The 24,272-nt window shown below is 68.1% G+C and carries 22 protein-coding genes and 1 pseudogene; 13 read left to right on the forward strand and 10 right to left on the reverse strand.

From position 1 onward, the window contains the following. Nucleotides 1–35 precede the first annotated feature (35 nt). Complete coding sequence (locus ACIA12_RS38695) at nt 36–824, forward strand: inositol monophosphatase family protein (RefSeq protein WP_396372441.1); 789 nt, start codon at nt 36–38, stop codon at nt 822–824. Here ACIA12_RS38695 and ACIA12_RS38700 read toward each other — a convergent pair. Next, entirely contained in the window at nt 821–1,207 is a 387-nt protein-coding gene (locus ACIA12_RS38700) for a hypothetical protein (protein WP_396372442.1), read from the reverse strand. The genes ACIA12_RS38695 and ACIA12_RS38700 overlap by 4 nt on opposite strands. Then, nucleotides 1,204–2,307 (reverse strand): DNA alkylation repair protein, encoded by a 1,104-nt coding sequence (locus tag ACIA12_RS38705; RefSeq protein WP_396372443.1) that lies wholly within the window; start codon nt 2,305–2,307, stop codon nt 1,204–1,206. Before ACIA12_RS38705 ends, ACIA12_RS38700 begins: the two co-directional genes overlap by 4 nt. Nucleotides 2,308–2,390: 83 nt before the next feature. On the opposite strand from ACIA12_RS38705, the gene cobF reads away from it, so the two are divergent. The 3 genes from cobF (at nt 2,391) to ACIA12_RS38720 (ending at nt 6,061) form a co-directional block, all read left to right on the forward strand. Then, nucleotides 2,391–3,152, forward strand: a complete 762-nt coding sequence (gene cobF, locus ACIA12_RS38710) for a precorrin-6A synthase (deacetylating) (protein ID WP_396372444.1) — start codon at nt 2,391–2,393, stop codon at nt 3,150–3,152. Between the two features lie 147 nt (nt 3,153–3,299). Further along, nucleotides 3,300–4,382 (forward strand): chitinase, encoded by a 1,083-nt coding sequence (locus ACIA12_RS38715; RefSeq protein WP_396372510.1) that lies wholly within the window; start codon nt 3,300–3,302, stop codon nt 4,380–4,382. A 194-nt stretch (nt 4,383–4,576) separates the two neighbouring features. Beyond that, nucleotides 4,577–6,061, forward strand: a complete 1,485-nt coding sequence (locus tag ACIA12_RS38720; protein WP_396372445.1) for a carboxylesterase/lipase family protein — start codon at nt 4,577–4,579, stop codon at nt 6,059–6,061. Here the strand turns inward: ACIA12_RS38720 and ACIA12_RS38725 are convergent. The 3 genes from ACIA12_RS38725 to ACIA12_RS38735 form a co-directional block, all read right to left on the reverse strand. Beyond that, a complete protein-coding gene (locus ACIA12_RS38725; protein WP_396372511.1) occupies nt 6,058–6,699 on the reverse strand; it encodes a TMEM175 family protein in 642 nt (213 codons plus the stop codon). The two genes, ACIA12_RS38720 and ACIA12_RS38725, sit on opposite strands and share 4 nt — an antisense overlap. A 2-nt stretch (nt 6,700–6,701) precedes the next feature. Next, nucleotides 6,702–8,141: an MFS transporter gene (locus ACIA12_RS38730; protein ID WP_396372446.1), complete on the reverse strand. Its 1,440-nt coding sequence runs from the start codon at nt 8,139–8,141 to the stop codon at nt 6,702–6,704. 77 nt (nt 8,142–8,218) lie between these two features. Beyond that, nucleotides 8,219–8,698 (reverse strand): MarR family winged helix-turn-helix transcriptional regulator, encoded by a 480-nt coding sequence (locus tag ACIA12_RS38735; RefSeq protein WP_396372447.1) that lies wholly within the window; start codon nt 8,696–8,698, stop codon nt 8,219–8,221. A 90-nt stretch (nt 8,699–8,788) separates the two neighbouring features. Here ACIA12_RS38735 and ACIA12_RS38740 point away from each other — a divergent pair, with 90 nt between their 5' ends. The 4 genes from ACIA12_RS38740 to ACIA12_RS38755 all read left to right on the forward strand — a co-directional run bounded on the left by ACIA12_RS38740 (nt 8,789) and on the right by ACIA12_RS38755 (nt 13,430). Next, nucleotides 8,789–9,943, forward strand: a complete 1,155-nt coding sequence (locus tag ACIA12_RS38740; protein WP_396372448.1) for a N(5)-(carboxyethyl)ornithine synthase — start codon at nt 8,789–8,791, stop codon at nt 9,941–9,943. 72 nt (nt 9,944–10,015) lie between these two features. Next, nucleotides 10,016–11,302: a precorrin-3B synthase gene (locus ACIA12_RS38745; protein WP_396372449.1), complete on the forward strand. Its 1,287-nt coding sequence runs from the start codon at nt 10,016–10,018 to the stop codon at nt 11,300–11,302. Beyond that, nucleotides 11,299–11,934 carry a precorrin-8X methylmutase gene (locus ACIA12_RS38750; protein WP_396372450.1) on the forward strand — a complete coding sequence of 212 codons (636 nt, stop codon included), beginning with the start codon at nt 11,299–11,301 and terminating at the stop codon, nt 11,932–11,934. The genes ACIA12_RS38745 and ACIA12_RS38750 overlap by 4 nt, the downstream gene beginning before the upstream one ends. Then, nucleotides 11,931–13,430 (forward strand): precorrin-2 C(20)-methyltransferase, encoded by a 1,500-nt coding sequence (locus ACIA12_RS38755; RefSeq protein ID WP_396372451.1) that lies wholly within the window; start codon nt 11,931–11,933, stop codon nt 13,428–13,430. Before ACIA12_RS38750 ends, ACIA12_RS38755 begins: the two co-directional genes overlap by 4 nt. Here ACIA12_RS38755 and ACIA12_RS38760 read toward each other — a convergent pair. Further along, nucleotides 13,427–14,362 carry an acetoacetate decarboxylase family protein gene (locus ACIA12_RS38760; protein WP_396372452.1) on the reverse strand — a complete coding sequence of 312 codons (936 nt, stop codon included), beginning with the start codon at nt 14,360–14,362 and terminating at the stop codon, nt 13,427–13,429. The two genes, ACIA12_RS38755 and ACIA12_RS38760, sit on opposite strands and share 4 nt — an antisense overlap. A gap of 205 nt (nt 14,363–14,567) precedes the next feature. Between ACIA12_RS38760 and ACIA12_RS38765 the strand changes: the two genes are divergently transcribed. From ACIA12_RS38765 to ACIA12_RS38775, 3 genes are all read left to right on the forward strand, one after another. Beyond that, a complete protein-coding gene (locus ACIA12_RS38765) occupies nt 14,568–15,224 on the forward strand; it encodes a hypothetical protein (RefSeq protein WP_396372453.1) in 657 nt (218 codons plus the stop codon). A 69-nt stretch (nt 15,225–15,293) separates the two neighbouring features. Further along, the gene (locus ACIA12_RS38770) at nt 15,294–15,941 is read left to right on the forward strand and encodes a hypothetical protein (protein ID WP_396372454.1); all 648 of its coding nucleotides are present in this window, start codon (nt 15,294–15,296) and stop codon (nt 15,939–15,941) included. Nucleotides 15,942–16,007: 66 nt separating this feature from the next. After that, complete coding sequence (locus ACIA12_RS38775; RefSeq protein WP_396372455.1) at nt 16,008–17,069, forward strand: FAD-dependent oxidoreductase; 1,062 nt, start codon at nt 16,008–16,010, stop codon at nt 17,067–17,069. Here the strand turns inward: ACIA12_RS38775 and ACIA12_RS38780 are convergent. Continuing rightward, nucleotides 17,066–17,539, reverse strand: a complete 474-nt coding sequence (locus ACIA12_RS38780) for a GyrI-like domain-containing protein (RefSeq protein ID WP_396372456.1) — start codon at nt 17,537–17,539, stop codon at nt 17,066–17,068. The two genes, ACIA12_RS38775 and ACIA12_RS38780, sit on opposite strands and share 4 nt — an antisense overlap. Before the next feature lie 250 nt (nt 17,540–17,789). Here ACIA12_RS38780 and ACIA12_RS38785 point away from each other — a divergent pair. Further along, a pseudogene (locus ACIA12_RS38785) lies at nt 17,790–18,913 on the forward strand (glycoside hydrolase domain-containing protein). Here ACIA12_RS38785 and ACIA12_RS38790 read toward each other — a convergent pair. Together ACIA12_RS38790 and ACIA12_RS38795 are read right to left on the reverse strand one after the other, a co-directional pair. Further along, on the reverse strand, nt 18,910–20,439 hold the full coding sequence (locus ACIA12_RS38790) for a hypothetical protein (protein ID WP_396372457.1): 1,530 nt from the start codon (nt 20,437–20,439) through the stop codon (nt 18,910–18,912). The pseudogene ACIA12_RS38785 and the gene ACIA12_RS38790 sit on opposite strands and share 4 nt — an antisense overlap. Nucleotides 20,440–20,467: 28 nt before the next feature. Continuing rightward, complete coding sequence (locus ACIA12_RS38795; RefSeq protein WP_396372458.1) at nt 20,468–20,839, reverse strand: cupin domain-containing protein; 372 nt, start codon at nt 20,837–20,839, stop codon at nt 20,468–20,470. Nucleotides 20,840–20,902: 63 nt separating this feature from the next. On the opposite strand from ACIA12_RS38795, the gene ACIA12_RS38800 reads away from it, so the two are divergent. Further along, nucleotides 20,903–21,367, forward strand: a complete 465-nt coding sequence (locus ACIA12_RS38800; RefSeq protein WP_396372459.1) for a MarR family winged helix-turn-helix transcriptional regulator — start codon at nt 20,903–20,905, stop codon at nt 21,365–21,367. A gap of 24 nt (nt 21,368–21,391) precedes the next feature. On the opposite strand, the gene ACIA12_RS38805 is transcribed toward ACIA12_RS38800, so the two are convergent. Continuing rightward, the gene (locus ACIA12_RS38805; RefSeq protein ID WP_396372460.1) at nt 21,392–24,247 is read right to left on the reverse strand and encodes a DEAD/DEAH box helicase; all 2,856 of its coding nucleotides are present in this window, start codon (nt 24,245–24,247) and stop codon (nt 21,392–21,394) included. Between the last annotated feature and the right edge of the window lie 25 nt (nt 24,248–24,272).

A 24,272-nucleotide genomic window follows, 5' to 3' on the forward strand; every position in this document is an offset into this window, starting at 1 on the left:
GTTCAAACGATCCCGCCGCAGGGTTGGATGGAGGGATGGATTCTGATCTCGAACTGGCGATCGCGGCTGCGGAGGCCGGTGCCGCGATGGTGCGGGCGCAGTACGGCGCCCCGGTCGTCCGGCATGACAAGTCGGCGACGGACTTCGCGACCGATACCGATCTTGCGGCCGAGCAGGAGATTCTCGGCCTGATCCAGCGAGCCAGGCCGCAAGACGCGATCGTCGGCGAGGAGACCGGTACCCGCGGCGACGGTACTGCTCCGAGGCGCTGGCTCGTCGACCCGCTGTGCGGGACGCTCAACTTCGCCGCCCGGACTCCGCTCTTCTCGGTCAACGTCGCCCTGCAACTCGGTACGGAGACGGCCGTCGCCGCGGTCGCGGACCCAGTCTCCGGCGAGACGTTCTGGACCGATGGGGCAACCGCAGGCGTCCGGCGGGACGGTTCCGACCAACCGATCGCGGCCTCAGCGGAGTCGCGCCTCGTCGACGTCAACCTCGATCGGATCACCGACGGAGACTTCCTCGGGTCGAGGCTGCTGACCGATGACACCTTCCGGCAGGCGTTCGGTCAGCGAGTCCTGTCGACCACGTTGGCCGTGGCCTGGGTGGCGGCGGGCAGGCGCGCGGCGTACGTGACCGACGGAAATCTCCGCGACAGCGTGCACTTCACCGCGGGCCTGGCACTGTGCCGCGCGGCCGGCTGCGTTGTCACCGACCTCCGCGGACAGCCCCTGCACTCCGGCCTGGGTGTCATCGCCGCCGCGGATGCCCGCACTCATGCGACGCTGCTCGACATCGTCGCCCGCCACCTGCCGGAGGGCTAGGGAGCGATTTCGAGGTGGGTGATGAGGTTGGTTTCGGGGTCGAGGGTGAAGCGGTAGATGAGGTCTACCACGCCGCCGGGGAAGTTGCCTTCGAGGTGGTTGGTGGTGACGTAGTGGGTTTCGTCGAGTTTCTCCACGTGCGTCAGCTCGACGGTGTAGGTGTATTCGGTCGCGGCGGTGTCGCGCCAGCGGTGGATCTCGTCGTGGCCGGTGTAGGTGGTTTCCTCGTCGACGACCACGGCATCGGGGGTGAAGGCCGACAGGAGGTCGTGGGCGTTGGCTCGGTGGGCCGGGTCCGCCTCGCGCAGGTAGGTGGTGATCGAGTGCGGGAGCTGCTTCGCGTGCTCGGCGGCGGTCGGGTCGGGCGGGGTGGGGATGGTCATCGGTTGCCTTCCGTGAAGAGGGTGAAGGTGGAGCGGCCGAAGGTCCGGCCGTTGATCTGGAGTTCGAGCGCGTGCTCGCCGGCGTAGTACCGGCGGGTCAAGATCGGCTTGAACGAGTGCTGTTTGGCGATCGTCGCCGACTCCCCCGGCGCGAGGGTGCGGGTGGTGAGCTTGAAGACCTTCGGGGCGAGCGTCCCGTTCGCCTTGACGTGGTGCACGACGTAGTCGATCGCCAGCCGCAACTCACCGGCCCCACGATTGTGCGCACTGAACTCGAAAGCCAGCGACTCCCCCACAGCAACAGCCGGTACTGCGACCAGCGGCCCGTCGACGACCAGCCCCGCCGGCGGCTCGAACCCCAGCAACGCAAGGGCTCCCGGGTCGGCCGCCTTGATCAAGGTACGCAACGCATGCCGCACGAGCCGCTCGGTCGTCGGCGCCGGCGATGCGAGCCACTCACCGGCGATCTCGACAGCCAACGAAGGGTCGAGACGGCTCAGATCGTTGAGGTGGTTGGCGACCGAGCGCCGGACGTACTCCGATTCGTCGCGCCGCAGCGCCTCGAGAATCGGCCGCGTCACGTCGGGCCGCTCGATCAGCCCAGGCACCCGCCTGGCCCAGGGCAGTCGTGCGCGCGTACCTTCGCTCGCCAGCCGCCGAACATGCTCATCCGGATGCCGGGTCCATTCCAGTACCACCGCCAGCGTGCGCTCCAGATCCGCCGTCAAGAAGGTCCGCAGCGCGAACTCACCGGTCAGCCGCGGCGTCAGCGCCGCAGTCAAGGCGAGACCCGCCTCGAGTTGATCATCCTCGACCGCCCGGACAGCGACGGCCTCGGTGACCGGCCAGATCATCCAGCCGGTGAGGTCGGGATCATCGAGCGCCGCCCGGAAGATCTTCTCCATGGCCCCGTACTCCGCGGGCAGGTCGGCCAGCAACGCGTCCCGCACCAACCGCCCGCGCTCACTGAAGGCCAGGCCGGCCAGCTCAGCAGGAGCCGCGGTCACCATCGGCAGGTCCAGTGCAGGGGCCGCATTACGAAGGCAGGCGCCGAGAGCGACCACAGACGCAGTACTGAGCATTTCTTCCGCAGTGGGCACGGGGACCTCTCGACGAAGTGACTTTCAAATTAGCAGTAACTGGGCAGGCAGCCAAGCCGGGCCGCCCTACTACTGTCGGCGCCATGATGCAGCTGAAGGTCATCGGGGTAGGCGCCGGCGATCCGGACCACGTGACGATGCAGGCCGTGAAGGCGCTCAACCAGGTCGACGTGTTCTTCGTACTGGACAAAGGCGAGGTCAAGCAGGAGCTGGTCGACCTGCGCGAGGAGATCCTGCGCCGGCACGCGGGCGAGCGCGAGTACCGGGTCGTCTACGGCCGGGACCCCGAGCGGGACCGCAGCAGCGACGAGTACGTCGAGTCCGTCGACGACTGGCGCCGCCGCCGCGCGGACGTCTGCGCGGACCTCATCGCCAGGGAACTCAAGGACGGTCAGGTCGGCGCGTTCCTGGTCTGGGGCGACCCGTCGCTGTACGACAGCACGCTGGCGATCCTCGACGACATCCTGGCCCGTGGCGAACTGACCTTCGCGATCGAGGTCATCCCCGGCATCAGCAGTGTCTCCGCGCTCGCGTCCCGTCACCGGGTCGGGCTCAACCAGGTCGGCAAGCCGATCGAGATCACCACCGGACGACGGCTGGCGAAGAGCTGGCCCGCTGACGTCGACGACGTCGTCGTGATGCTCGACGCGCAGACCGCCTTCACGCAGCACACCGACCAGGATGCCGACATCTACTGGGGCGCCTACCTCGGCACGCCGGACGAGCTCCTGATCGCCGGACCACTGTCCGAGGTGTCCGATCAGATCGTCGAAGCGCGCGCGGAAGCACGCCGGCGCAAGGGCTGGATCATGGACACGTATTTGCTGCGCCGCCGCCAGGAATAATTACCAAAGGTTCTTTAGAAAGTCTAGAGCGCACGCTCTTCTGCTACTTGTGCGGCGGACCTAGCTTGTTTCTGTCCACCCGCCCCCATGACCTTTGGCGCGCGCCCCCACTGCGCCGGGTCAGGACAGAGGAGTGCCATCGTGAAGATGCCTCGTTTCGTGCGCGTTCTGCCGGTCCTCGCGGCCGTCGGAGTCGTGCTCTCCATGTTCGTCACGGCTCCCGCGGAAGCCCGCATCCAAGCCCCCACCGCGACCCAGGCCTGCAACTACCCGAACTGGGTAGCCGGCGCCAACTACGTCACCGGCAACATCGTCAAGTACACCAACGGCCAGTACTACATCGCCGAACACGACAACCCCGGCTATGACCCGATCATCAGCACCTGGTTCTGGGACCCATTCAGCTGCGACGGCGGCACGACCCCGCCGGCCTGCAGCTACCCGAACTGGGTCCAGGGCGCCAACTACGTCACTGGGAACATCGTCAAGTACACCAACGGGCTGTACTACATCGCTGAGCACGACAACCCGGGCTACGACCCAACGGTCAGCACCTGGTACTGGGATCCCTACACCTGCGGCGGCGGACCGACGGATCCGCCGCCGACCGGGAGCTTCCCGGTGAGCGAGTCGCAGTTCAACTCGATGTTCCCGAGCCGGAACTCGTTCTACACGTACTCCGGTCTGGTCAGCGCCGCGGCGGCGTTCCCGGGCTTCACCAAGACCGGTGACGACGCGACGCGGAAGCGCGAGGCGGCTGCCTTCCTGGCGAACGTGAACCACGAGACCGGCGGGCTGGTCTACATCAAGGAGATCAACACCGCGAACTACCCCAACTACTGCCACCCGGAGCTCCCGTACGGCTGCCCGGCCGGCCAGTCGGCGTACTACGGCCGCGGTCCGCTGCAGTTGAGCCACAACTTCAACTACAAGGCAGCCGGCGACTACCTGGGCATCGACCTGCTCGGGAACCCCTGGCAGGTCGAGCAGAACGCGACGGTCTCCTGGAAGGCCAGCCTCTGGTACTGGAACACCCAGTCCGGTCCGGGCACGATGACGCCGCACAACGCGATGGTCAACGGCGCCGGCTTCGGCGAGACCATCCGCAGCATCAACGGCTCGATCGAGTGCAACGGCGGCAACCCTGGTCAGGTACAGAGCCGCGTGGACGCCTACAACCGGATCACCGGCATCCTGGGCGTCTCCCCCGGCAGCAACCTTTACTGCTGACCCCTAGACCAAAGGTGTAGATGCAGTGGCCGTGCGGCCGAAGCGGGTCCACCCGGACCTGGCAGAGGCTGCACGGCATGAGGACAAACATCAGTAGGAAGCTCCAGCTGGCAGCAGCCCTTGCGCTGCTGCCAGCCGCACTACTTGTCAACCAGGCCACGGCATCTCAACCTGCAGCCACCACCGGTCCCGTAGTGCGCACTGACAACGGACAGGTGCGCGGGCAGGCGACAGCGACGACCGAGGTCTTCAACGGCATCCCGTACGCCGCTCCGCCGATGCACGCGTTGCGCTGGAAGCCCCCGCAACCCGCCCAGCCGTGGACGGGCGTACGGGACGCGACGACGCTGTCCAGCGTCTGCCCGCAAGGAGACAACCCGGAAGCGCCCGGCGGCTCCACCAACGAGGACTGCCTCTACCTGAACGTCACCAGGCCGACCCAGCAGTCCGCCAAGCCGCGTGCAGTGGTCGTGTGGATCCCCGGCGGCGGCTTCTTCTCCGGTGCAGGCAACAGCTACGAGGCCTCGAAGCTGGCGGCCCGCGGCAACGTCATCGTTGTCACGGTCAACTACCGGCTGGGGATCTTCGGCTTCTTCGGCTACCCGGGCCTGCCCGCCTCTGGCACGTATGGCATCCAGGACCAGCAAGCAGCCCTCCGCTGGGTCCAGCGCAACGCCCGGGCCTTCGGTGGCGACCCGCGCAACGTCACTGTGGCCGGCGAGTCGGCCGGTGGCATGAGTGTGTGCGCCCAGCTCACCTCACCGACCTCTACCGGCCTGTTCTCCAAAGCAGTCATGCAGAGCGGCTCATGCGCCTTCAACTGGGCCGACAACAGCCAGTACCCAGGCCAGGCCGCCGATTCGCCGTGGATCTCGCAGCGCACGGTGCAGCAGAACGGCAAGGAGTGGGCGGCGGACAACGCAGCCAAGCTTGGCTGCAAGCCGGGACAGCCGACTCTGGACTGCCTGCGCTCGGCAGACCCCGCAGTACTTGTCGAGGACACGTTGAACTTCACGCAGGTGGCCTATGGCGGTACGGCGGTGTTGCCGCTGAGCCCTGCTAAGGCGATGAAGGCCGGGCTGTTCCACCGGGTGCCGGTGTTGTCCGGTAACAACCATGACGAGGCGTCGGGCTGGTTGGCCGCGTTCAACGGCGGAGTGCTGACCGATGCGGACTACCCGCGACTGGTGACCGCCATGGTCGGCGCTGCGGACGCTGGGAAGGTGTTGAAGGAGTACCCGCTGGCGAAGTACGGGTCAGCCGCTGCTGCCTGGACTGTGGTGACCACTGATCGGATCTGGTCGTGCACGCAGGTCGCCAACGATCAGCAGGCTGCCCGGAAGGTCCCCGTGTATGCGTATGAGTTCGCTGACAAGCACTCGCCGATCTCCCAACCAGGGCAGGGCGCGGCGCATGCCACGGAGTTGCCGTACCTGTTCAGCCTCGGCGGGTACGAGCTCCCGATGACAGCGGCGCAGACGCGGCTGTCGGAGCAGATGATCGACTACTGGACGGCCTTCGCTCGTACTGGCGATCCGAACGGGTCGGGGCGACCGCAGTGGGCTCCTGCCGGCCACGGCGACATCAGCGGGCTCTCACTCGCACCGACGGACCAGACCGGCATCCAGCAGGTCAATCTGAGCACCGAGCACCACTGCGGCTTCTGGGCCGGCCTCTAGGCAACTGACGGAGTACGGCGCTCGCGCTGATTGCTGACCAGCTTGGCGATCGCACCGCTCGGCATCAACGCGAGCAAGCCGTACAGACGCACCCCCGGCACCAGCGCGAGAAGGAACGCGGCCACCGCGCAAGCGAGGAAAGCGACGGAACCGACGATCTCGCGGTCGGTGACGGGGTTCTCGTCGGCCTCGAGTTCCTTGTGCCCGTGGACGAGCAGCGTGAGAGCTGTCTGGGTCACTGCAAGCACGACGAGGGTGCCGGAGTAGAAGGCCGCGGAGAAGGTGTCGGTCTTGAACTGGCCGAGGATCTCGGTCGGAAAGGGCAGCACCACGATGCAGAGCAGCCAGAGTACGTTCAGCCTGACCAGCATGGTGTTGTAGGCCTTGACATGCTCGAAGACGCCGTGATGGACCAGCCAGAACCGCGTGATCACCGCGAAACTCAGCAGGAACGTCCAGATGGCCGACTGGTTCTCGCTGATCACCGCGAACGGGTCCGGGGCATTGCCCGCGTTCGCCTCGGCCTGCGTCCTCGCCACCTCCGTGACGACCTCTACCAGCGGCAGGATCAGCAGGGTGACCGCGATGGCGACCACTGCGTCGGTGAACAGCACCAGCCGGTCGGGGTTCCTCGTCATGCTCACGGGCGACCACGGTAGCGCAGCAAGAGTGTCGTACCGACGAGAAGTGCCGCGACGACAAAGGCGGACGCGGCAACGAACGCGATGCTGTATCCGTCGCGCAGCGCGCTGACCGGGCTATCGCCTTCCGACACTCGTACAGCGGTGCGCGAGGCGGCCAGTGTTGCGAGTACCGCAGTACCGACTGCTGCGCCTGCCTGCTGGGCCGTGTTGTTGAGTCCGGAGGCTAAGCCGGCGTCACCCGGCGCTGCGCCGGACATGGCGAGCATGATCGCGGCCGGGATGCCCACGCCGGTACCAGCGCCCACCAGCAGGAGTGGGACCACTGCATTGGTGAGGTAGGAGCCGTTGACCGGGGCCTGGCTCATCAGCAGTAGGGCTGCGAGGAGAGCAGCCAGGCCGGCCAGTAGGAGTACGCGGGCGCCGAAGCGGGCGATCAGGCGAGGGCCGATGAACAGGGACATCACTGCGCCCAGGATCGGCGCGGGAAGGAAGGCCAGGCCGGTGTGGAGCGAGTCGAAGCCCAGCACTCGCTGCAGGTAGAGCGCGGTCATGAACTGGAAGCCGAAGCCGGCTGCGAAGAGCAGGACGACTACCAGGTTCGCCGTGGTCACCTGGCGGTTGCGGAAGATGTGCAGAGAGAGCAGTGGCTGGGCGGCGCGGGCCTGGCGTAGTACGAAGCCGGTGAGAAGGGCTACTGCTGCTGCCGCGAGGACAAGCGTGCGCGGGAGGTCCGCGGTCGGCTCTGCGGTCTGGACGATCGTGTAGACGGACAGTGAGAGGCCCGCAGTGACCAGGGCTGCGCCTAGTACGTCGGCGCCCTTGCTGAGGCCTAGGCCGCGTTGGCTCTTGAGCAGGCGGGAGGCGAGTACCAGGGAGACGATGCCGATCGGCACGTTGATCAGGAAGGACCAGTGCCAGCCGACTGTCTGGGTGATGACTCCCCCGAGGATCAGGCCGATCGAGGCGCCAGCGGCGGAAGTGAAGCCGTAGACGCCCATCGCGCGCGCCTGGTCGGCCGGGGCGGGATAAAGGCCGACGATCATGCCGAGGATCACCGCGGAGGCCAGAGCGCCGCCGACGCCCTGCAGGAAGCGGCCGGCGATCAGTACTTCGGAACTCGTGGCGACTCCACACAGCAGTGAGGCCGCGGTGAAGACGGCCAGGCCGGTGAGGAAGACCCGCTTGCTGCCGATCAGGTCGCCGATCCGGCCGGCCAGCAGGAGCAGGCCGGCGAAGGCGATCAGGTACGAGTTCATCACCCAGGCGAGGCCGGCCTGGCTGAAGCCGAGGTCGCTCTGGATCGTCGGCAGCGCGACCGTCACGACGGTGCCGTCGAGGATGATCATCAGCTGCATCACGCAGAGCACCGCGAGTGCTCTGGCGCGTCCTGGTTGGGCCGTACTGGTGTGGCCGGCCGGCTCGATCGTTGCGGTCATCGGTCGTCTCCTTGTCAGCAGAGCAGGACAAGTACGACCTTAACAGATAGTTCCGTAGTAGACGATCTTTTAGTGGATCATGCGCTTCGGCGTGGACGGCGTACCGCCTGCGCCTCCACCGGGGTGGCGAGCTGGCCGCCGACAAGCTCGGTCAGGGCGTCGGCAAAGGGCTTGCGCTGGGAGGCGGCGAGGGCGGCGAGCGCTTCACCGTGCACTCGGTCGACGACTCGCTGACCCTCCTCGGCGGCCTTGGCGCCCGCGGGGGTGACCGCGATGATCCGGGCACGACGGTCGGTCTCCGATGGCTTGCGCTCGGCGAGACCGGCCTTCTCCAAGGCATCCACGGTGCCGACCATCGTCGTCTTGTCGAGATAAGCGAGCTCCGCGAGCTGGATCTGGGTCCGCTCCTCCTCCAGCGCGTACAAGAGCACGCACTGCATCCGGGGAGTCAGCCCGATCTCCGCCAGCGCCGCGGTCAGCTGGGTCTCCAGCACGTGGCCGGCATGGATGAGCATCCCGGTCAGGTCCGGCACGGTGCGCAAGGGGGAATCAGCCATGCGTTAATCCTAGCTCGGGATTATCTGCTAGCGGATGATTCTCCGGCTGGCGCGGCTGTGCTAGACAGGCGGTAACCAAAGGGGCCCATCGTGGACCAGTTAACTCTCGGCGTCATCGGCCGTTCCCGCAAAGAGAACGAGCATCGGCTGCCGATCCATCCGCACCATTTCGAACGCATCGACGACGACCTGCGGCAGCGGATCTTCCTCGAGTCCGGGTACGGCGAGAAGTTCGGCATCTCCGACGTGCAGCTGTCCCGGTCCGTAGCCGGCGTCCTCGACCGGGAACAGCTGATCGCCAGTGCCGACGTCGTACTCCTGCCGAAGCCGCAACCCGAGGACCTGGCCGAGTTCCGCACCGGCCAGACCCTGTGGGGCTGGCCACACTGCGTCCAGGACGACAAGGTGACCCAGCTCGCGATCGACCGCGAGCTCACTCTGATCGCCTTCGAGGCGATGAACCACTGGACCGAGGACGGCCGGTTCAACCTGCACGTCTTCCACAAGAACAACGAGCTGGCCGGCTACTGCTCGGTGCTGCACGCGCTGGAGCTGATCGGCTCGACCGGCGACTACGGCCGCCGGCTCAACGCGGTGGTGATCGGCTTCGGCGCGACGGCGCGAGGTGCCGTGACCGCGCTGGCGGCGCACGGGATCCACGACGTCGACGTACTGACCGGGCGGGGTGTGGCGGCAGTCAGCTCGCCGATCCACTCCGCCCGGATGATCCAGTTCGACCACGAGGATGCCGACGACACCAGCGACCCGCGGCGCAGCCACGCGCTGATCGACGAGGAGCGGGTGCCCCTGGCGGGGTTCCTGGCCCAGCACGACATCGTCGTGAACTGCGTGCTGCAGGATCCGGACGCGCCGCTGACGTTCCTGATCGAGGAGGACCTGGACCAGTTCGCGCCGGGCAGCCTGATCGTCGACGTCTCGTGCGACCTGGGGATGGGCTTCAGCTGGGCCCGCCCGACCGGTTTCGCCGAGCCCACCTTCACGGTCGGCGAGAACATCACGTACTACGGCGTCGACCACACCCCGTCGTACCTGTGGAACTCGGCCAGCTGGGAGATCAGCGAGGCGCTGCTGCCGTACTTGCGGACAGTGCTCGACGGGCCGGAGTCCTGGCACACCGACACCACGATCGACCGCGCCATCGAGATCGAGGGCGGCCGGATCCGCAATCCGGGCATCCTCTCCTTCCAGCACCGCTCCCCCACCTTCCCGCATACGCACCTCTAGCCGGTACTACGCCCGCGCGGTAGCCCGGAGGGCTGCTGCGCGGGAAAACGGGCGGGAAAGTAGCATCGCGCCGTGCTGCCTCGTGAAAGAACAGTGCCGGACCGTTGTCCGGGGGTACTCGCTGTCCACGAGGCGGCCGACGGCGGGCTGGCCCGGGTGCGGCTGCCTGGTGGGGTGCTGAGCGCCCCGCAACTGCGGGTGCTGGCTGAGGCGGCTGTGGAGCTGGGCGACGGTCACCTGGAGCTCACGTCGCGGGCGAACGTGCAGATCCGGGCGCTGCAGCCGGGGGCGCCGGTGGAGCTGTCCGAGCGGCTGTATGCTGCGGGGCTGCTGCCGTCGATCACCCACGAGCGAGTGCGGAACATCCTGGCGTCCCCACTCAGCGGACTCGACCACCCCAGCCAGTACGACGTACTTCCACTCGCCAGCGAACTAGACCGCCTACTGTGCGCCACCCCGGGGCTAGCCGCCTTGCCCGGCCGCTTCCTCTTCGCGCTGGACGATGGCCGCGGAGACCTGGCGTCCTCCAAGCCAGATGTCGCTGTGCGGATGGTCGACGGCACATGCGGAGAGCTGCTGCTGGCGGGAGACCCGACCGGCCTGCTGGTCGAGGTCGAGGACGTGGCGGGGGTGATGGTGGCTGCGGCAGAGGCGTTCCTGGCGGAACGCGCTGAGCAGCAGTCGGAAGCCTGGCGGCTGGCAGAACTGCCTGACGGCCCGCAGCAGGTGCTGGCGCGGCTACGCGCTGCCGGTCCTCCCGCCGCCCTGCGGGCGGCGGCTCGGATCGCGGAGATGCAAGCAGGCGAGGCGCCCCCCAGCGCCCTTCGGGCGCAGGCTGCGGGGCGCGAGGAGCCCCGCAGCGCCCTCCAAGCGCAGGCCCCGGAGCCCGGCAGCGCCCTTCGGGCGCGGGTTGGGGTGCATGAGGGGCCGGACGGGACGGGCTCGTTGGTGGTTGGTGTGCCGCTTGGGGTGCTGGGTGCCGAGCAGGCTGAGGCGCTGGCTCGTGCCGGTGGTGAAGTGCGGGTTACGCCCTGGCGGTCTGTGGTGGTGCCGGAGGGCCAGCGCGCGGCGGATGGGCTCCGGCGGGTTGGGTTGGTGCTGGAAGAGGACTCAGCCTGGAACGGGGTTACCTCGTGTGCGGGGCGGCCGGGGTGTGGGAAGGCGTTGGGGGATGTTCGGGGGGATGCTCGGCGGGTGGTGCCGGGGTGGGCGGGTGGGGGGCGGGTGCACTGGTCCGGGTGTGAGCGGCGGTGTGGGAAGCCTGGTGGGGCGTTTTTGGATGTGGTTGCCCTCGGGGGTGGCGGTTACGCGGTCGACGGGGTCGCGATGGGAGTCGATGAAGTGAGGGCACACAGGTGAGCGAGAAGTACGAGTACGTGACCGACGGGGCCGAGATCTACCGGCAGTCGTTCGCGACGATCCGAGCCGAGGCGGCGCTGGACGGGTTGCCGGCGGACGTGGCGTACGTCGCCGTACGGATGATTCACGCCTGCGGGATGACTGATCTGGCGAAGGATCTCGCCTTCTCGGACGGAGTGGTGAAGGCCGCGCGCAGCGCGCTGCAGGCTGGCGCTCCGATCCTTTGCGACGCGTCGATGGTCGCCGCGGGAGTCACCCGCAAGCGGTTGCCCGCGGACAACGACGTCATCTGCACCCTGAGCCATCCGTCGGTGGCCGACCTCGCCCTGCAGCACAAGACGACCCGGAGCGCCGCCGCGATCGATCTGTGGGCGGACCGGCTGGCCGGGTCGGTCGTTGCCATCGGCAACGCTCCGACCGCGCTGTTCCGGTTGCTCGAGCTGATCCGCGACGGTGCGCCGCGACCGGCCGCGATCCTGGGGATTCCGGTCGGGTTCATCGGCGCCGCCGAGTCCAAGGAAGCCCTGGCTGCCAACGAGTTGGGGCTGGAGTACCTGGTCGTCCGCGGCCGCCGGGGTGGCAGTGCGATCACGGCTGCCGCCCTCAATGCGATCGCGAGTGAAGAAGAGTGACCGGACGGCTCTGGGGTGTCGGGCTCGGCCCGGGTGACCCCGAACTCGTGACCGTGAAGGCCGCCCGGCTGATCGGCGAAGCGGACGTCATCGCGTACCACAGCGCCCGGCACGGCCGGAGCATCGCGCGGTCGGTGGCAGCGCCGTACCTGCGTGACGGTCAGATCGAGGAGCTGCTGAGGTATCCGCTGACTACGGAGACCACTGATCACCCCGGCGGCTATCAGGGCGCCATGGACGACTTCTACGCCGACTGCGCGGCACGGCTCGCCGCGCATCTCGATGCCGGGCGCAACGTCGTAGTACTGGCTGAGGGCGACCCGTTGTTCTATGGGTCCTACATGCACATGCACAAGCGGCTCACTGACCGCTACACGTGCGAGGTAGTGCCTGGGGTGACCTCGGTGAGTGCAGCGGCCGCAGTACTCGGCAGGCCGCTGTGTGAGCGCGACGAGATCCTCACGATCCTCCCGGGCACGCTGCCGCCCGACGTACTGGCCGAGCGGCTGCGTAGTACCGACGCTGCTGCCGTCATGAAGCTCGGCAGGACTTTCACCAACGTACGCGAGGCTTTCGAGCTCGCCGGCCGGGCAGACGAGGCCTGGTACGTCGAACGCGCGACCACCGACGCCCAGCGCACCGCTCCCCTGGCAGACGTCGATCCGGACTCGGTGCCGTACTTCTCCCTGGCCCTGCTCCCCAGCCCGATCAACACCCCGGCACCGGAGGCCCTGGCGCCGAGGGTGAGTGCAGAGGGCTCAGTAACGGTGGTCGGGCTAGGACCGGCCGGGCCGGAGTGGATGACGCCGCAGGTCCGCAATGCGATCGCCGAGGCCGACGACCTGATCGGCTACGGCCCGTACGTCGACCGGCTGCCCGACCGTGCCCGGCAACGCAAGCACGGGTCGGACAACAAGGTGGAGTCCGAGCGCGCCGCCTTCGCCCTCGACCTGGCCCGCAAGGGCTCACGGGTAGTAGTGGTCTCCTCTGGCGACCCGGGCGTGTTCGCAATGGCCAGTGCGGTCACCGAGGTCGCCTCCGAACCGGAGTACGCCGACATCGCCGTCACGGTGCTGCCAGGGATGACCGCGGCGCAGGCGGTGGCCAGTCGCGTCGGTGCGCCCCTGGGCCACGACTACTGCGTGCTGTCGCTCTCAGACCGGCTCAAGCCGTGGGACGTGATCGCTGCCCGCCTCACAGCCGCAGCAGCGGCTGATCTCGCTATCGCTATCTACAACCCGGCCTCGAAGTCCCGTACCTGGCAAGTGGCGGCCACCCGCGACCTCCTCCTCGAACACCGCGCACCGACGACCCCCGTGATCGTCGGACGCGATGTAGGCGGAGCGAACGAGTCCATCACCATCACCACGCTGGCCGAGCTGGACCCGGCCAGCGTCGACATGCGCTGCCTACTGCTGATCGGTTCGTCGCAGACGCAGACGATGGACCGGGCCGCTGGACCACTGGTCTTCACCCCACGCCGCTACCCCGGCTAGGCGTCCGGGCCGGTGAGGATCTTGAGGTCGGTCACCGAGTAGGACAGCGAACCCCGGAAGCCGATGCCCTTGCGGACGATCCGCAGGTCGGCCAGCTCCTCACCTGGCGCCGGCAGGAAGGTCAGGTCACTGCTGCCGGTCCAGGCGTTGGCGACGGTCGGCCGGTCGAGGATCGACTGGGTCAGTTCGTGCACAGCCGGGTTGTTGAACTGCCCGGCCTGCAACCGCGGGAAGTGCCGCAGGTTGACGATCGGGCGGCCCAGCGCCGGGATGGTCGCCGACGGCTTCTCCAGGGTCACCTTGGCCTCGGCCAGTCGCCGGCCGGCCGCCGACATGCTGGCCGCAAAGGTTCCGCTTGGGCCCAGTACCGGTGCGGCGTCGCTGGCGACGCTGAAGGCCCGGGTCTGCTTGATCGTGCCGAGCTTCTTCGGGAAGCCCTGGAACCAGCCACGCGCGAGCGCGGCGTCGTTGTCCACGTAGATGTACGGGCACCAGGCAACCGGAGCACCGTTGAACTGCGCGTCCAGCAGGACCAGGAACTCGGAGTACTGGCTGCGGACCGGGTCGAGGTACTCCTGGTGGTCCCCGGAGAACTGCCAGTCGATGAAGAGCGCGTACCCATGCCCCGCCGTGATCGGGTCGGGTGTCAGTCCTGCCGGCAATGCGGCCGCTGCGGCCTCCGGCGAGGTCCAGAACTCCGCGCCCAACAGGTCCCCGACGTAGTGCCAGGGCGGTGCGGAGACGAGGTTCGCAGTACCGCGTGCGCTGAGCGGCAGGCTGTAGCCGCGCAACTCCCCCGGTGGCACGGTCACGCCGGGGGCGGCCGCCGCCTGCCCGGTCGAAGTGAGAGTAGTGGCCGCTACCGCCGCGAGGCCGCCGCCGATCAGGCTGCGCCGCCCCATGGCGCCGTGACCTGTTTGGTTGTCCGTCATCAGATTCCCCAGTTCGAGTGGTGGATCAAAGCCTCGAACAGGTCATCACGCGGGCCGGGGGCGATACATCGGTGGCCGATACTCATTTCGGGCAGGCCGGCTGCTCATCTCTGCAGGGGGAGGTTAATTCCGTCCGGCCGACGGAATAAACCACCACCCAACGGGTAGGGACCCGCCGCAGGGCTGACCTTTGAGGGGAACGGCAGTGGAACAGAGCATTCTGGATGGACCTGAGGCCGACACGACGACCCGGCGGTACGAGGAAGCCCGGGCCGCTGCTCATCGTGCGATGAGCAGCGTCACGCTGATCCCCGACAAACCGGCGGCCGAGCAGACCGAGCCGGAGCGGCTGGCCTACCGGGGTTTCAAGTTCGGCGCCGCGTTCTTCGGCTGGCTGATCATGATCTCGATGCTCGTCCTGCTCTCCGCCGTCGTCGGCGGGGCGGCCACCGCCGCCTACTACATTTTGGGCTATACCAAAACAGATCTCGAGGACAACGCCGGCACCTTCGCGATCAGCGCGGCGGCAGCGGTGGTCCTGGTGATCAGCCTGGCGTTCTACATCGGTGGCTACGTCGCGGGCCGGCTGGTGCGGTTCGACGGGATGCGGCAGGGGTTCGGGGTCTGGATGATCTCGTTGCTGCTGATCGTGGTCGCCTGCTCGCTCGGGGCGTTCCTGAACAGCAACTACGACTTCACCGGCCGGATCGACCGTCCCGACGTACCGCTCACCGATGACAGCCTGCTCACCGGCGGACTCGTCACGGCCGCCGCCTTGCTGATGCTGCCGCTGCTCTTCGCGCTGCTCGGCGGCCGGACCGGTCAGCGGTACCACGACAAGATCGACGATCTGATCGCCTGACGGGTCGAGGCGAATACGCGCGGGTACCAGGCAGTCAGAACGGGGCTGTCGAGGTGAGGAGACGGCGAGATGGTGCAGCAGTACCGGGACGAGGCTGATACCCAGCAGGTCCCGCCCAAACAGTTCACCGAGGACACCGTGGTGGAGCGGCCGACGGCCACGCACCGCGCCGACATCAAGACGTCCACGGCCGCCGAGGTCGACCCGGCGTACCGGGGCTTCAAGTCCGGGGCCGCCTTCTTCGGCTGGCTGATCGCGATCGGCCTGACCGTGCTGCTGACCGGCGTGATCGGCGCGATCGCAGCCGCGGTCGACTACGCGGTCACCATCGACCGGTCGACCGCCGAGGACAACGCCGGCACCATCGGCATCGTCTCGGCCGTGCTGATCGTGCTGATGATGGCGATCGCCTACTACAACGGCGGGTACGTCGCCGGCCGGCTCGCCCGCTTCGACGGCGCGCGGCAAGGGCTCGGCGTCTGGGCGATCGGGCTCATCGTCACGCTGCTCGTCGCCGGGATCGGTGCGCTGGCGGGGTCGCAGTACGACGTACTGGACCGGGTCGACCTGCCGTCCATCCCGATCGCGGACCAGGACCTCACGACAGGCAGCGTGATCCTGGCGATCGCCGTCGTGGTGGTCAGCCTGCTGGCCGCAGTGATCGGCGGCAAGGCGGGACAGCGCTACCACAAGCGCATCGACAACAGCTGGAGCTGAGCCCCAGCCACAACACCCCGGATGGCGGCGGGAAGATTGCCGGCCATCCGGGGTGTTGTGGCTGATGTGAAGAGGACGCAGGTGGCGGTGATCGGGGCCGGGCAGGCGGGCCTGTCGGCGGCGTACCACCTGGTCCGGATGGGGTTCCCCCGGTACGACGGGGTGGTGGTGCTCGACCGCAACCCGGCCCCCGGTGGCGCCTGGCAGCACCGGTGGGACTCGCTGACCATGCATGACGTGCACGGCATCGCCAACCTGCCGGGGGTCGCAGTACCGGCCAGTGCCGGCGAGGAGCGGGCCAATGCGTTCGTGCCGCAGTACTTCGCGGACTACGAGACTCGCTTCGACCTACCGGTCGTGCGGCCGGTGATCGTGGAGAGCGTGCGGCACGAGGGCGAGTTGTTCGAGCTGAGTACCGACCAGGGCGACTACGAAGCCGAGGCGATCGTCAACGCGACCGGTACCTGGAACCGGCCCTTCATCCCCTGGTACCCGGGGCTCGAGACGTTCCAGGGGCGGCAACTGCACACTGCTGACTACAGCGGCGCCGGCGAGTTCGCTGGTCAGCATGTGCTGGTGGTCGGTGGGGGTGCGTCGGCGGTGCAGCTGCTCGCCGAGATCTCTGAGGTCGCGACCACTACATGGGTGACGCGGAGGCCGCCGGAGTGGCGGACGCCGGGTGAGGAGTTCGGGCCGGAGATCGGGCGGCAGATCATCGCCAAGGTGGAGGAGCGCGTCCGGGCCGGGCTGCCGCCGAAGAGTGTGGTTGCGGTGACCGGTCTGCAGTTGCGCGAGCAGGAGCAGGCGGCGTACCGGAAGGGCGTCTACACCCGGCTCCCGATGTTCTCCCGGATCACTCCCGATGGCGTGGAGTGGGCCGATGGTCGGGTGGAGCAGGTCGACGCGATCCTGTGGGCTACTGGCTTCCGCGCCGACCTGGCGCATCTTGCACCGCTGCATCTGCGTGAACCGTCGGGAGGCATCCGGATGGACGGCACGCACACAGTGCTGGAGCCGCGGGTGCACCTGATCGGCTACGGGCCGTCAGCCAGCACCATCGGCGGCAACCGCGCCGGCTTCCAGGCCGCGCGCCAACTCCGCGACCTGCTCCAACCAGTAGCCGCCTAGCCTCTGAGGCGGAACAGCAGTTCGGTCTCCCACTGGTCCATCGGAACCTCTTCGGGGTCGGACTTGTAGACCTCGAGGCGGCTGCCCCAATTGTTGCCGTCGGCGTCCCACACCAGCCCCTCCTTCTCAGCCCAGGCCAGGAGTTCGCCGGTGACGCCTTCGAGTTCGCCGGGGTCGCCGATGTGCGTGACGCTGACGTAGCGGCCGCCGGGCAGGACACCGCCGACGATCTCGCCCTCGCCGTGATGGCGCTCCTCGACCGGTACGCCGATCTCCAGCACGAGTCCGTGCTCCATGTCGACCACGGCGTACCGGAAGAACACGTCGCCGATCGGGTTGATGGTGCGCGCGGCGAGCCAGCTGAACAGCTCCGGTGTACGCCGGGCGAAGTCGGCGATCTGGTTCATCGCGATCTTGCCGCGCAACGCCATGTACGGCTGGTCCTCGCGCTCGACGATCGTTGGTTGCATGCCGCTCCTCCATCCGCTTTTCGCTGCAGACTAGCCCCTTGCAGGGCACGTCGTTGAGGCGTGTACTGCTGGTATCTAGGGGGCTGGTGCAATGAAGCGTTTGCTGCTGGTCGTGGCGTTGCTTTTGATGTGGATGACGGTACCGGCGGCGGCTGAGCCGGCTACCTCGATCGGGTATCCGGCGAGTGCCACGGCTACCAGGTACAAGGGGCTGGCGTTCGACACCTGTACCGCGCCGACGGTCGCGCAGATGTCGGCCTGGCTGGCGTCGCCATACCGGGCTGTGGGGATCTACATCGGCGGAGTGAACCGCGGGTGCACGCAGCCGCAACTCACCGGCAGTTGGGTGCGCACTGTGGCGCGGATGGGGTGGCGGCTCATCCCTGTGTACATGGGGCTTCAGGCGCCGTGCACTACCCGAGCCAACGCGCAGAAGCTGACCGCATCGTCTGCAGCCGCACAGGGGACGGCTCAGGCGGCCGATGCCGCAGCCAAGGCCGCAGCGCTCGGCTGCTCCCGGGTAGCGCGCTCTACGGCGACATGGAGCACTACAACGTCAACGACGCGACCTGCCGGGCCGCAGTACTGCGGTACCTCTCGTCCTGGACGAAGGAACTGCACCGGCGCGGCTACATCTCCGCGGTGTACGCCCACCAGGACTCCGGCGCTCGCCACCTGGCCCAGGTCTACAACTCGACCTCCTACGCGCGCCCGGACGCGGTGTGGATCGCCCGCTGGAACGAGAACTCAGCACTGACGGGCTGGCCGCTGATCTCCGACCGCTACTGGTCCGTGGGCCAGCGAGGCAAGCAGTACAAGGGTGACCACAACGAGACGTACGGCGGCGTCACCCTCAACATCGACAACGACCGCTTCGACGCGCCGGTCGCCTCGACCTGGTACACGTACACGGTCCGCACCAACATCTACGCCTACAGCGGCCCCTCCACCGCGTACCCAAGGCGCGCGACCATCGCCCACAACGCCGCCATCCGGATCGTGTGCCAGACGTTCGGCCCCAAGATCGGCACCAGCGCCGTCTGGGACAAGCTGATCGACGGCACCTACGTCACCGACTACTACGTCCGTACTCCCGGCAACCCCGGCTACAGCGCACCCATCCCGGGTTGCAGCCTCCCGTACCAGACAACAACCGACAACCTGGCCAGGCGCCACGGCCCCGGTACGTCGTACGCCACCTACCCCGGCCTGCTGCCAATCGGCTCACTTGCCTGGGTCACCTGTCAACGAGCCGGCACAACTGTCGGCACCACCGCAGTCTGGAACCGCCTGAGCGACGGTACCTGGGTCACCGACTACTACGTCGCCAACCCAAGCAACACCACCTACAGCGCTCCCATCCGCCGCTGCTAGTCCCTCACCCAGGGCAACGCTGCCCAGTCGATCAGGCCAGGACTGCCTGCGTTCAGAGCACGTACTGCGGTGCAGAACGCCCGCCATGCATCCTCATTGCGTGCCGAGAGCGAGCCGCTGGTGACGTGCGGCTCCAACGCGACGGCCACCCGGGTCGCCCACTCGCTCATGGTGTCCCAGTGCTCGCCGCCGTACGACTGCAGCGTCGCGAGGCCGCGGACGATCTCCGGCATCAGGTAGGAACCGTCGGAGGCCAGGAGGTCGTTCTGTAGTTGCTGCACCGTGTAGTCGAGCGCCATCCCGGTGGACTGCTTCGCCTCGTCGCCGTAGCGCGCCGGATCCCCTTCAGGTGCTTGGCCGATCGGCTCCTGAAGCCGCGCGGCGAGCTGCGCTCCGAGCGTCACCGGCAACTGCGGCACCGGACCGAGCCAGCGGAACTCGTGGTGCTCCCGCTCCAGCTCGCCCTGGTCGTCCAGGAAGATCGGCCAGATGAGTTGCCCACGACCGGTGGCCAGCGTCACCCGGGCTGCCCGCGTTCGGGAGCCGTGTTCGCCTTGGTACGCGGCAGTGATGCCCGCTCGGGTACCGACCAGGAGTTCTTCGCCGCCGGGAGAGACGGCTGCACCCCAGCAGGCCAGGTCCACCTCGCCCTGCCCATCGATGTGGAGCTGCGGAAACTCACCGACGTACTCGGCCGAGGACAGGTCGTACAGCCTCGGCACACCGCCGCCGTCCTCGTTGGAGACGGAGATGAGCGTGGCTGGACGCAGGGGCCACCAGGCAGCGTTCTGGACCGGTGCCTGCATCCAGCGCCCGGTCACCACCTCGACCAGCCAGGCCTTCGAGCCGCCGTCGAGGAACAGCCAGCCACCGTCCGGGCTGAATCGGATCTCCTCGCCCCCACTCACCCCGTCGACGAAGGTCAGCAGCCGGTACGACCCGCTGCCGTCGATCAGCGTGACGGATCCCAACGATCCGCCCCAGGACTCGAAGAACGCCATCGATCCGGTCGCCGGCCACAGATCGACCGAGATGATGTCGGCATGCATCAGCGCCGGAACGAGCACGCCGGAGCGATCGGATCCGCAGTACAGGTTCCCTGCCGGATAGACCATTCCGTTGTGCTCGCGCCAAGAGCTGATGTTCCTGCCATCCATGGCACCGAGGTCGAGCGCCGGCGGCCGGCCGACGGCTGAGTGACTCAGATGAGCCGCGGCCGCGATTCGCCCGCTGACGGGGTCGTGGACCAGGCTCCTGGTCGTCAGCCAGGCAGGATTCAGGCGTTGGCCGGTATCCGACCTGACCGTCCGTTCGAAGCCGCTGCCCTGGTGGTTCTGCAGCGCATGCCCCAAGGCGTTGACCCGGTCGAAGTCCTTGCCCGCACCGCTCGACGAATGCTTGATGTTCTCCGAAACGGTGAACTCCGCCGCCGGCAGGTCGGTCACCCCCAGACGTCCGGGGTGGCGGCCTTCCGGCGCGGTCGTCAGGCTGTCCCAAAGCAGGTGGCGCGTCGTCATCTCCGTCATGCCTGCTACTGACGGACGACGACTCCGGCTACTGGGCCCAGGGCGGCTGGACGGTCGTTCCGTCGGCCATCGTGCCGGTGAAGCCGGCGGTGACGGCGACGTAGAGCTCAGCCTCGGTGTCGCCGAGGTTGCGGACCTGGATCGGGTCTCCGGCCAGTACCACGGCCGCGTCACCGGCCTCGAGCTTCTCGCCGTCCGGCGTGACCTGGACCGTACCGGACAGCACCATGAAGACCTCGTCGCGGTCCAGGGTGTGCGGCGCGTCGTTGCGCTGACCGGTGTCGAGCCGCAATCGCCAGGTACACAGGCCCTTGGACCCCAGGCTCGGTGCAGCCTGCACGGTGAACTGCGCGCCCGGAAGGTCGAACCGCGGCGCATCGGCCGCGCGGGTGATCGGCATCTCGTCCCCCAAACTATTTAGACAAGTTGACTTGTTCAACTCGGCTTGTCTATCATGGGTGACATGGCGACGAATGGCAACCCCGATTTCGGCATCCTGCTACTACTCGCGGAGCAGGAGTTCGTCCGCGAACTGCGCGCGGCCACCGCGGCCCAGGGCTTCGACGACCAGGGCCGCTCCGACGGTTTCGTACTCCGCACGCTCGGCGCCGCGCCGGCGACGATCAGCACGCTGGCGACCCGGCTGGACATCACCAAGCAGGGTGCCGCGCAGATCATCGACGACATGGAAGCCCGCGGCTACGTGGAACGCCACCCCGACCCCACCGACGGCCGGGCACGCCTGATCCACCTGTCAGAACGCGGCCAGGCAGCGCTCAAGGCTGCCCGGCGATTCCACCAGTCCTACGAGCGCAGGCTGCGCAAGACCCACGGCGACGAGGCGATCGACGCGGTCCGTGCTGTCTTCACCGACATGGCCGGCGAGGAAAGCACGACAGACCCCCACTTCCGCCCCCTGATGTTCTAGCGTCGGCGTCTACTGGCGGGTGGTTTACGGCTCGTCGACCACCGAGGCGTACGAGATCACGCCGCGGCGGATCTGGTCGGTCACCTGGCGCGCGGTCTTGCGCAGCGGCGTCGGGCCGGCCGCGTCGGCGACCTGCTCGGTGAGGTCGATCAGTTGCTTCACCCAACGGACGAAGTCACCGGCCGCGAGGTCGGACTCGTACAGCACCTCGGCCAGCGACGCGCCCGACGCCCAGCGGAACGCGGCCCAGCAGAAGCCGAGATCCATCGGGCGCAGGAAGTCGACCCGCATGTCCCGCTCGAGCGCCGACAGGTCCCGCCAGATGGTGCCCATCTTCTCCAGCGCGGTCCGTACCTCACCGCGCGGCAACCGCGGCGACGTCGGCTCGTCCTTGGAGCGCGACTCGTACACCAGCGCCGCCAGACAGGCCGCCAGCTCCGGTACGTCGAGATCGTCGAAAACCCCGACTCGCAAGCACTCGGCCGCCACCAGGTCGAGCTCGGTGTAGATCCGCGACAGCCGGTCGCCCGCCTCCGTCGTCTTGTCCCCGTCGAGGTAGTGCAGCGCGTCGAGCACCTGGCAGACCCGGTCGAACTGGCGGGCGATCGTGTTCGTCCGCTGCTCGATCTTGCGCTGTACGTCGCGGTTCTCCCGGTCGAGCCGGAAGTACCGCTCTGCCCACCGGGCGTGGTCCTCGCGATCCGAGCACCCGTGGCAGGGGTGCGCGCGCAGCTCGGCGCGCATCTGCTGCAGCTCCGGATCGTCCGCGTGCGTGACGACATCGCCGCGATGGGTGCGCGACGACGGCGGACCTTCCTCGCCGATCATGTCGGTGCGGCCGCGCAGTACATGGGCCAGCTCGCGGCGTTGCTGCGGGTTGCGCGCGTTGAACTTCTTCGGCACCCGGAGCGTGCTGATCGCCTCGACCGGGGTCGGGAAGTCGATCATCGACAGCTTGCGCACCTGCCGGTCCAGCGTCAGCACGGTCGGCCGCGGCCCTTCGCGCTCGGACCGTACACCGGCGTCGAGCACCAGCGCCCAGCCCGCGCTCCGACCGGCCGGGATCCGGATGATGTCGCCGATCCGCAGCTTCTCCAGCGACTCCTGCGCCTCGACCCGGCGATCCAGCTTGCGCCGCTTCGAGCCCGACGACTCGCGATCGCTGATCCGGCGGCGGAGCGCGGCGTACTCGAGGAAGTCGCCGAGGTGGCAGTCGATGGACTCCTTGTACCCCTCCAGCGCCTCCGTGTTGCGCTGCACCTGCCGCGCCAGCCCCACCACGGCCTGGTCGGACTGGAACTGCGCGAACGACAGCTCCAGCATGTCCCGCGCGCGTGACCGCCCGACCTGGCGGACCAGGTTGACGGCCATGTTGTACGACGGGGAGAACGACGACCGCAGCGGATACGTACGAGTGGAAGCCAGACCCGCGACGGCACGCGGGTCGAACCCGGGCTGCCAGAGCACGACCGCATGCCCCTCGACGTCGATGCCTCGACGACCGGCCCGGCCGGTCAGCTGGGTGTACTCCCCCGGCGTGATGTCGACGTGGGCCTCACCGTTCCACTTGCTCAGCTTCTCCAGCACCACCGTGCGGGCCGGCATGTTGATGCCCAGGGCAAGCGTTTCGGTGGCGAAGACGACCTTGATCAGGCCGCGCGCGAACAGCTCCTCGACGACCTCCTTGAAGGCCGCGAGCATGCCGGCGTGGTGCGCGGCGATCCCCCGGCTGAGCGCCTCGCTGAAGTCGTGGTACCCGAGCACACCGAGGTCCTCGTCCGGCAGGTCCACCATCCGCTCGGCGAGCACCCTCCTGATCTCGGCCTGCTCGCTCGGCTTGGTCAGCCGCAGGTCCGAGCGCAGGCACTGCAGCATCGCGTCCTCGCAGCCCTTGCGGGAGAAGATGAAGTAGATCGCCGGCAGCAGCGCGCCGGCGTCCAGCTCCTCGACCACATCGGACCGGTACGGCGTGAAGTGCGACCGGGCCGGCCGGCTCTTGGGCAGATCCCGGCGACGCCGCGGCCTGCGCGAGTCGTCCTTGAAGATCCGGCTGTCATCGCGGGCGATCTTGACCAGCTGCGGATTGACCATGTCCTTGAGGTCAGGCCCGCCGCTGCCTGCCTTGGCTGGGTTGCCCGACTTCGACTTTGGTGCGGTGTACGAAGGCCCGTACTGCGCTACGCCACCGGCGCGCGCGGTCGGCGCCTCCCCCGCGAACAGGTCATGCAGCCGCTTGCCCACCATCACGTGCTGGAACAGCGGTACCGGCCGCTTCTCCTCCAGCACCACGACGGTGTTGCCGCGGACCGTCTCCAGCCAGTCGCCGAACTCCTCCGCGTTGCTCACCGTCGCCGACAGCGACACCACCGACACGGACTCCGGCAGGTGGATGATGACCTCTTCCCAGACCGCGCCGCGAGCCCGGTCGGCGAGGTAGTGCACCTCGTCCATCACCACGTACGACAGGCCGAGCAGCGTCTGCGAGGCGGCGTACAGCATGTTGCGCAGCACCTCGGTCGTCATCACGACGATCGGCGCCTCGGAGTTGATCGAGTTGTCACCGGTCAGCAGGCCGACGTTCTCGTGGCCGTAGCGGCGTACCAGATCGCTGTACTTCTGGTTGCTCAGCGCCTTGATCGGGGTGGTGTAGAAGCACTTCTGCCCCCGCTGCAGGGCCAGGTGCACCGCGAACTCGCCGACCAGCGTCTTGCCCGAGCCGGTCGGCGCGGCGACCAGCACCTGGTGCCCGTCCTCCAGCGCCGCGCACGCCCGCAACTGGAACTCGTCCAGCTGGAAGTCGTACAGCGAGCGGAACTCCCGCACCGCGGGGTGCTCCTGGTCCGAGCGGAAAACGGCGTACTTCTCGGACGGGGTGCTCATGCCCCCAATCTATGCGACGCCACCC

The organism is Kribbella sp. NPDC051620 (assembly GCF_044453825.1).
Taxonomy (GTDB): domain Bacteria; phylum Actinomycetota; class Actinomycetes; order Propionibacteriales; family Kribbellaceae; genus Kribbella.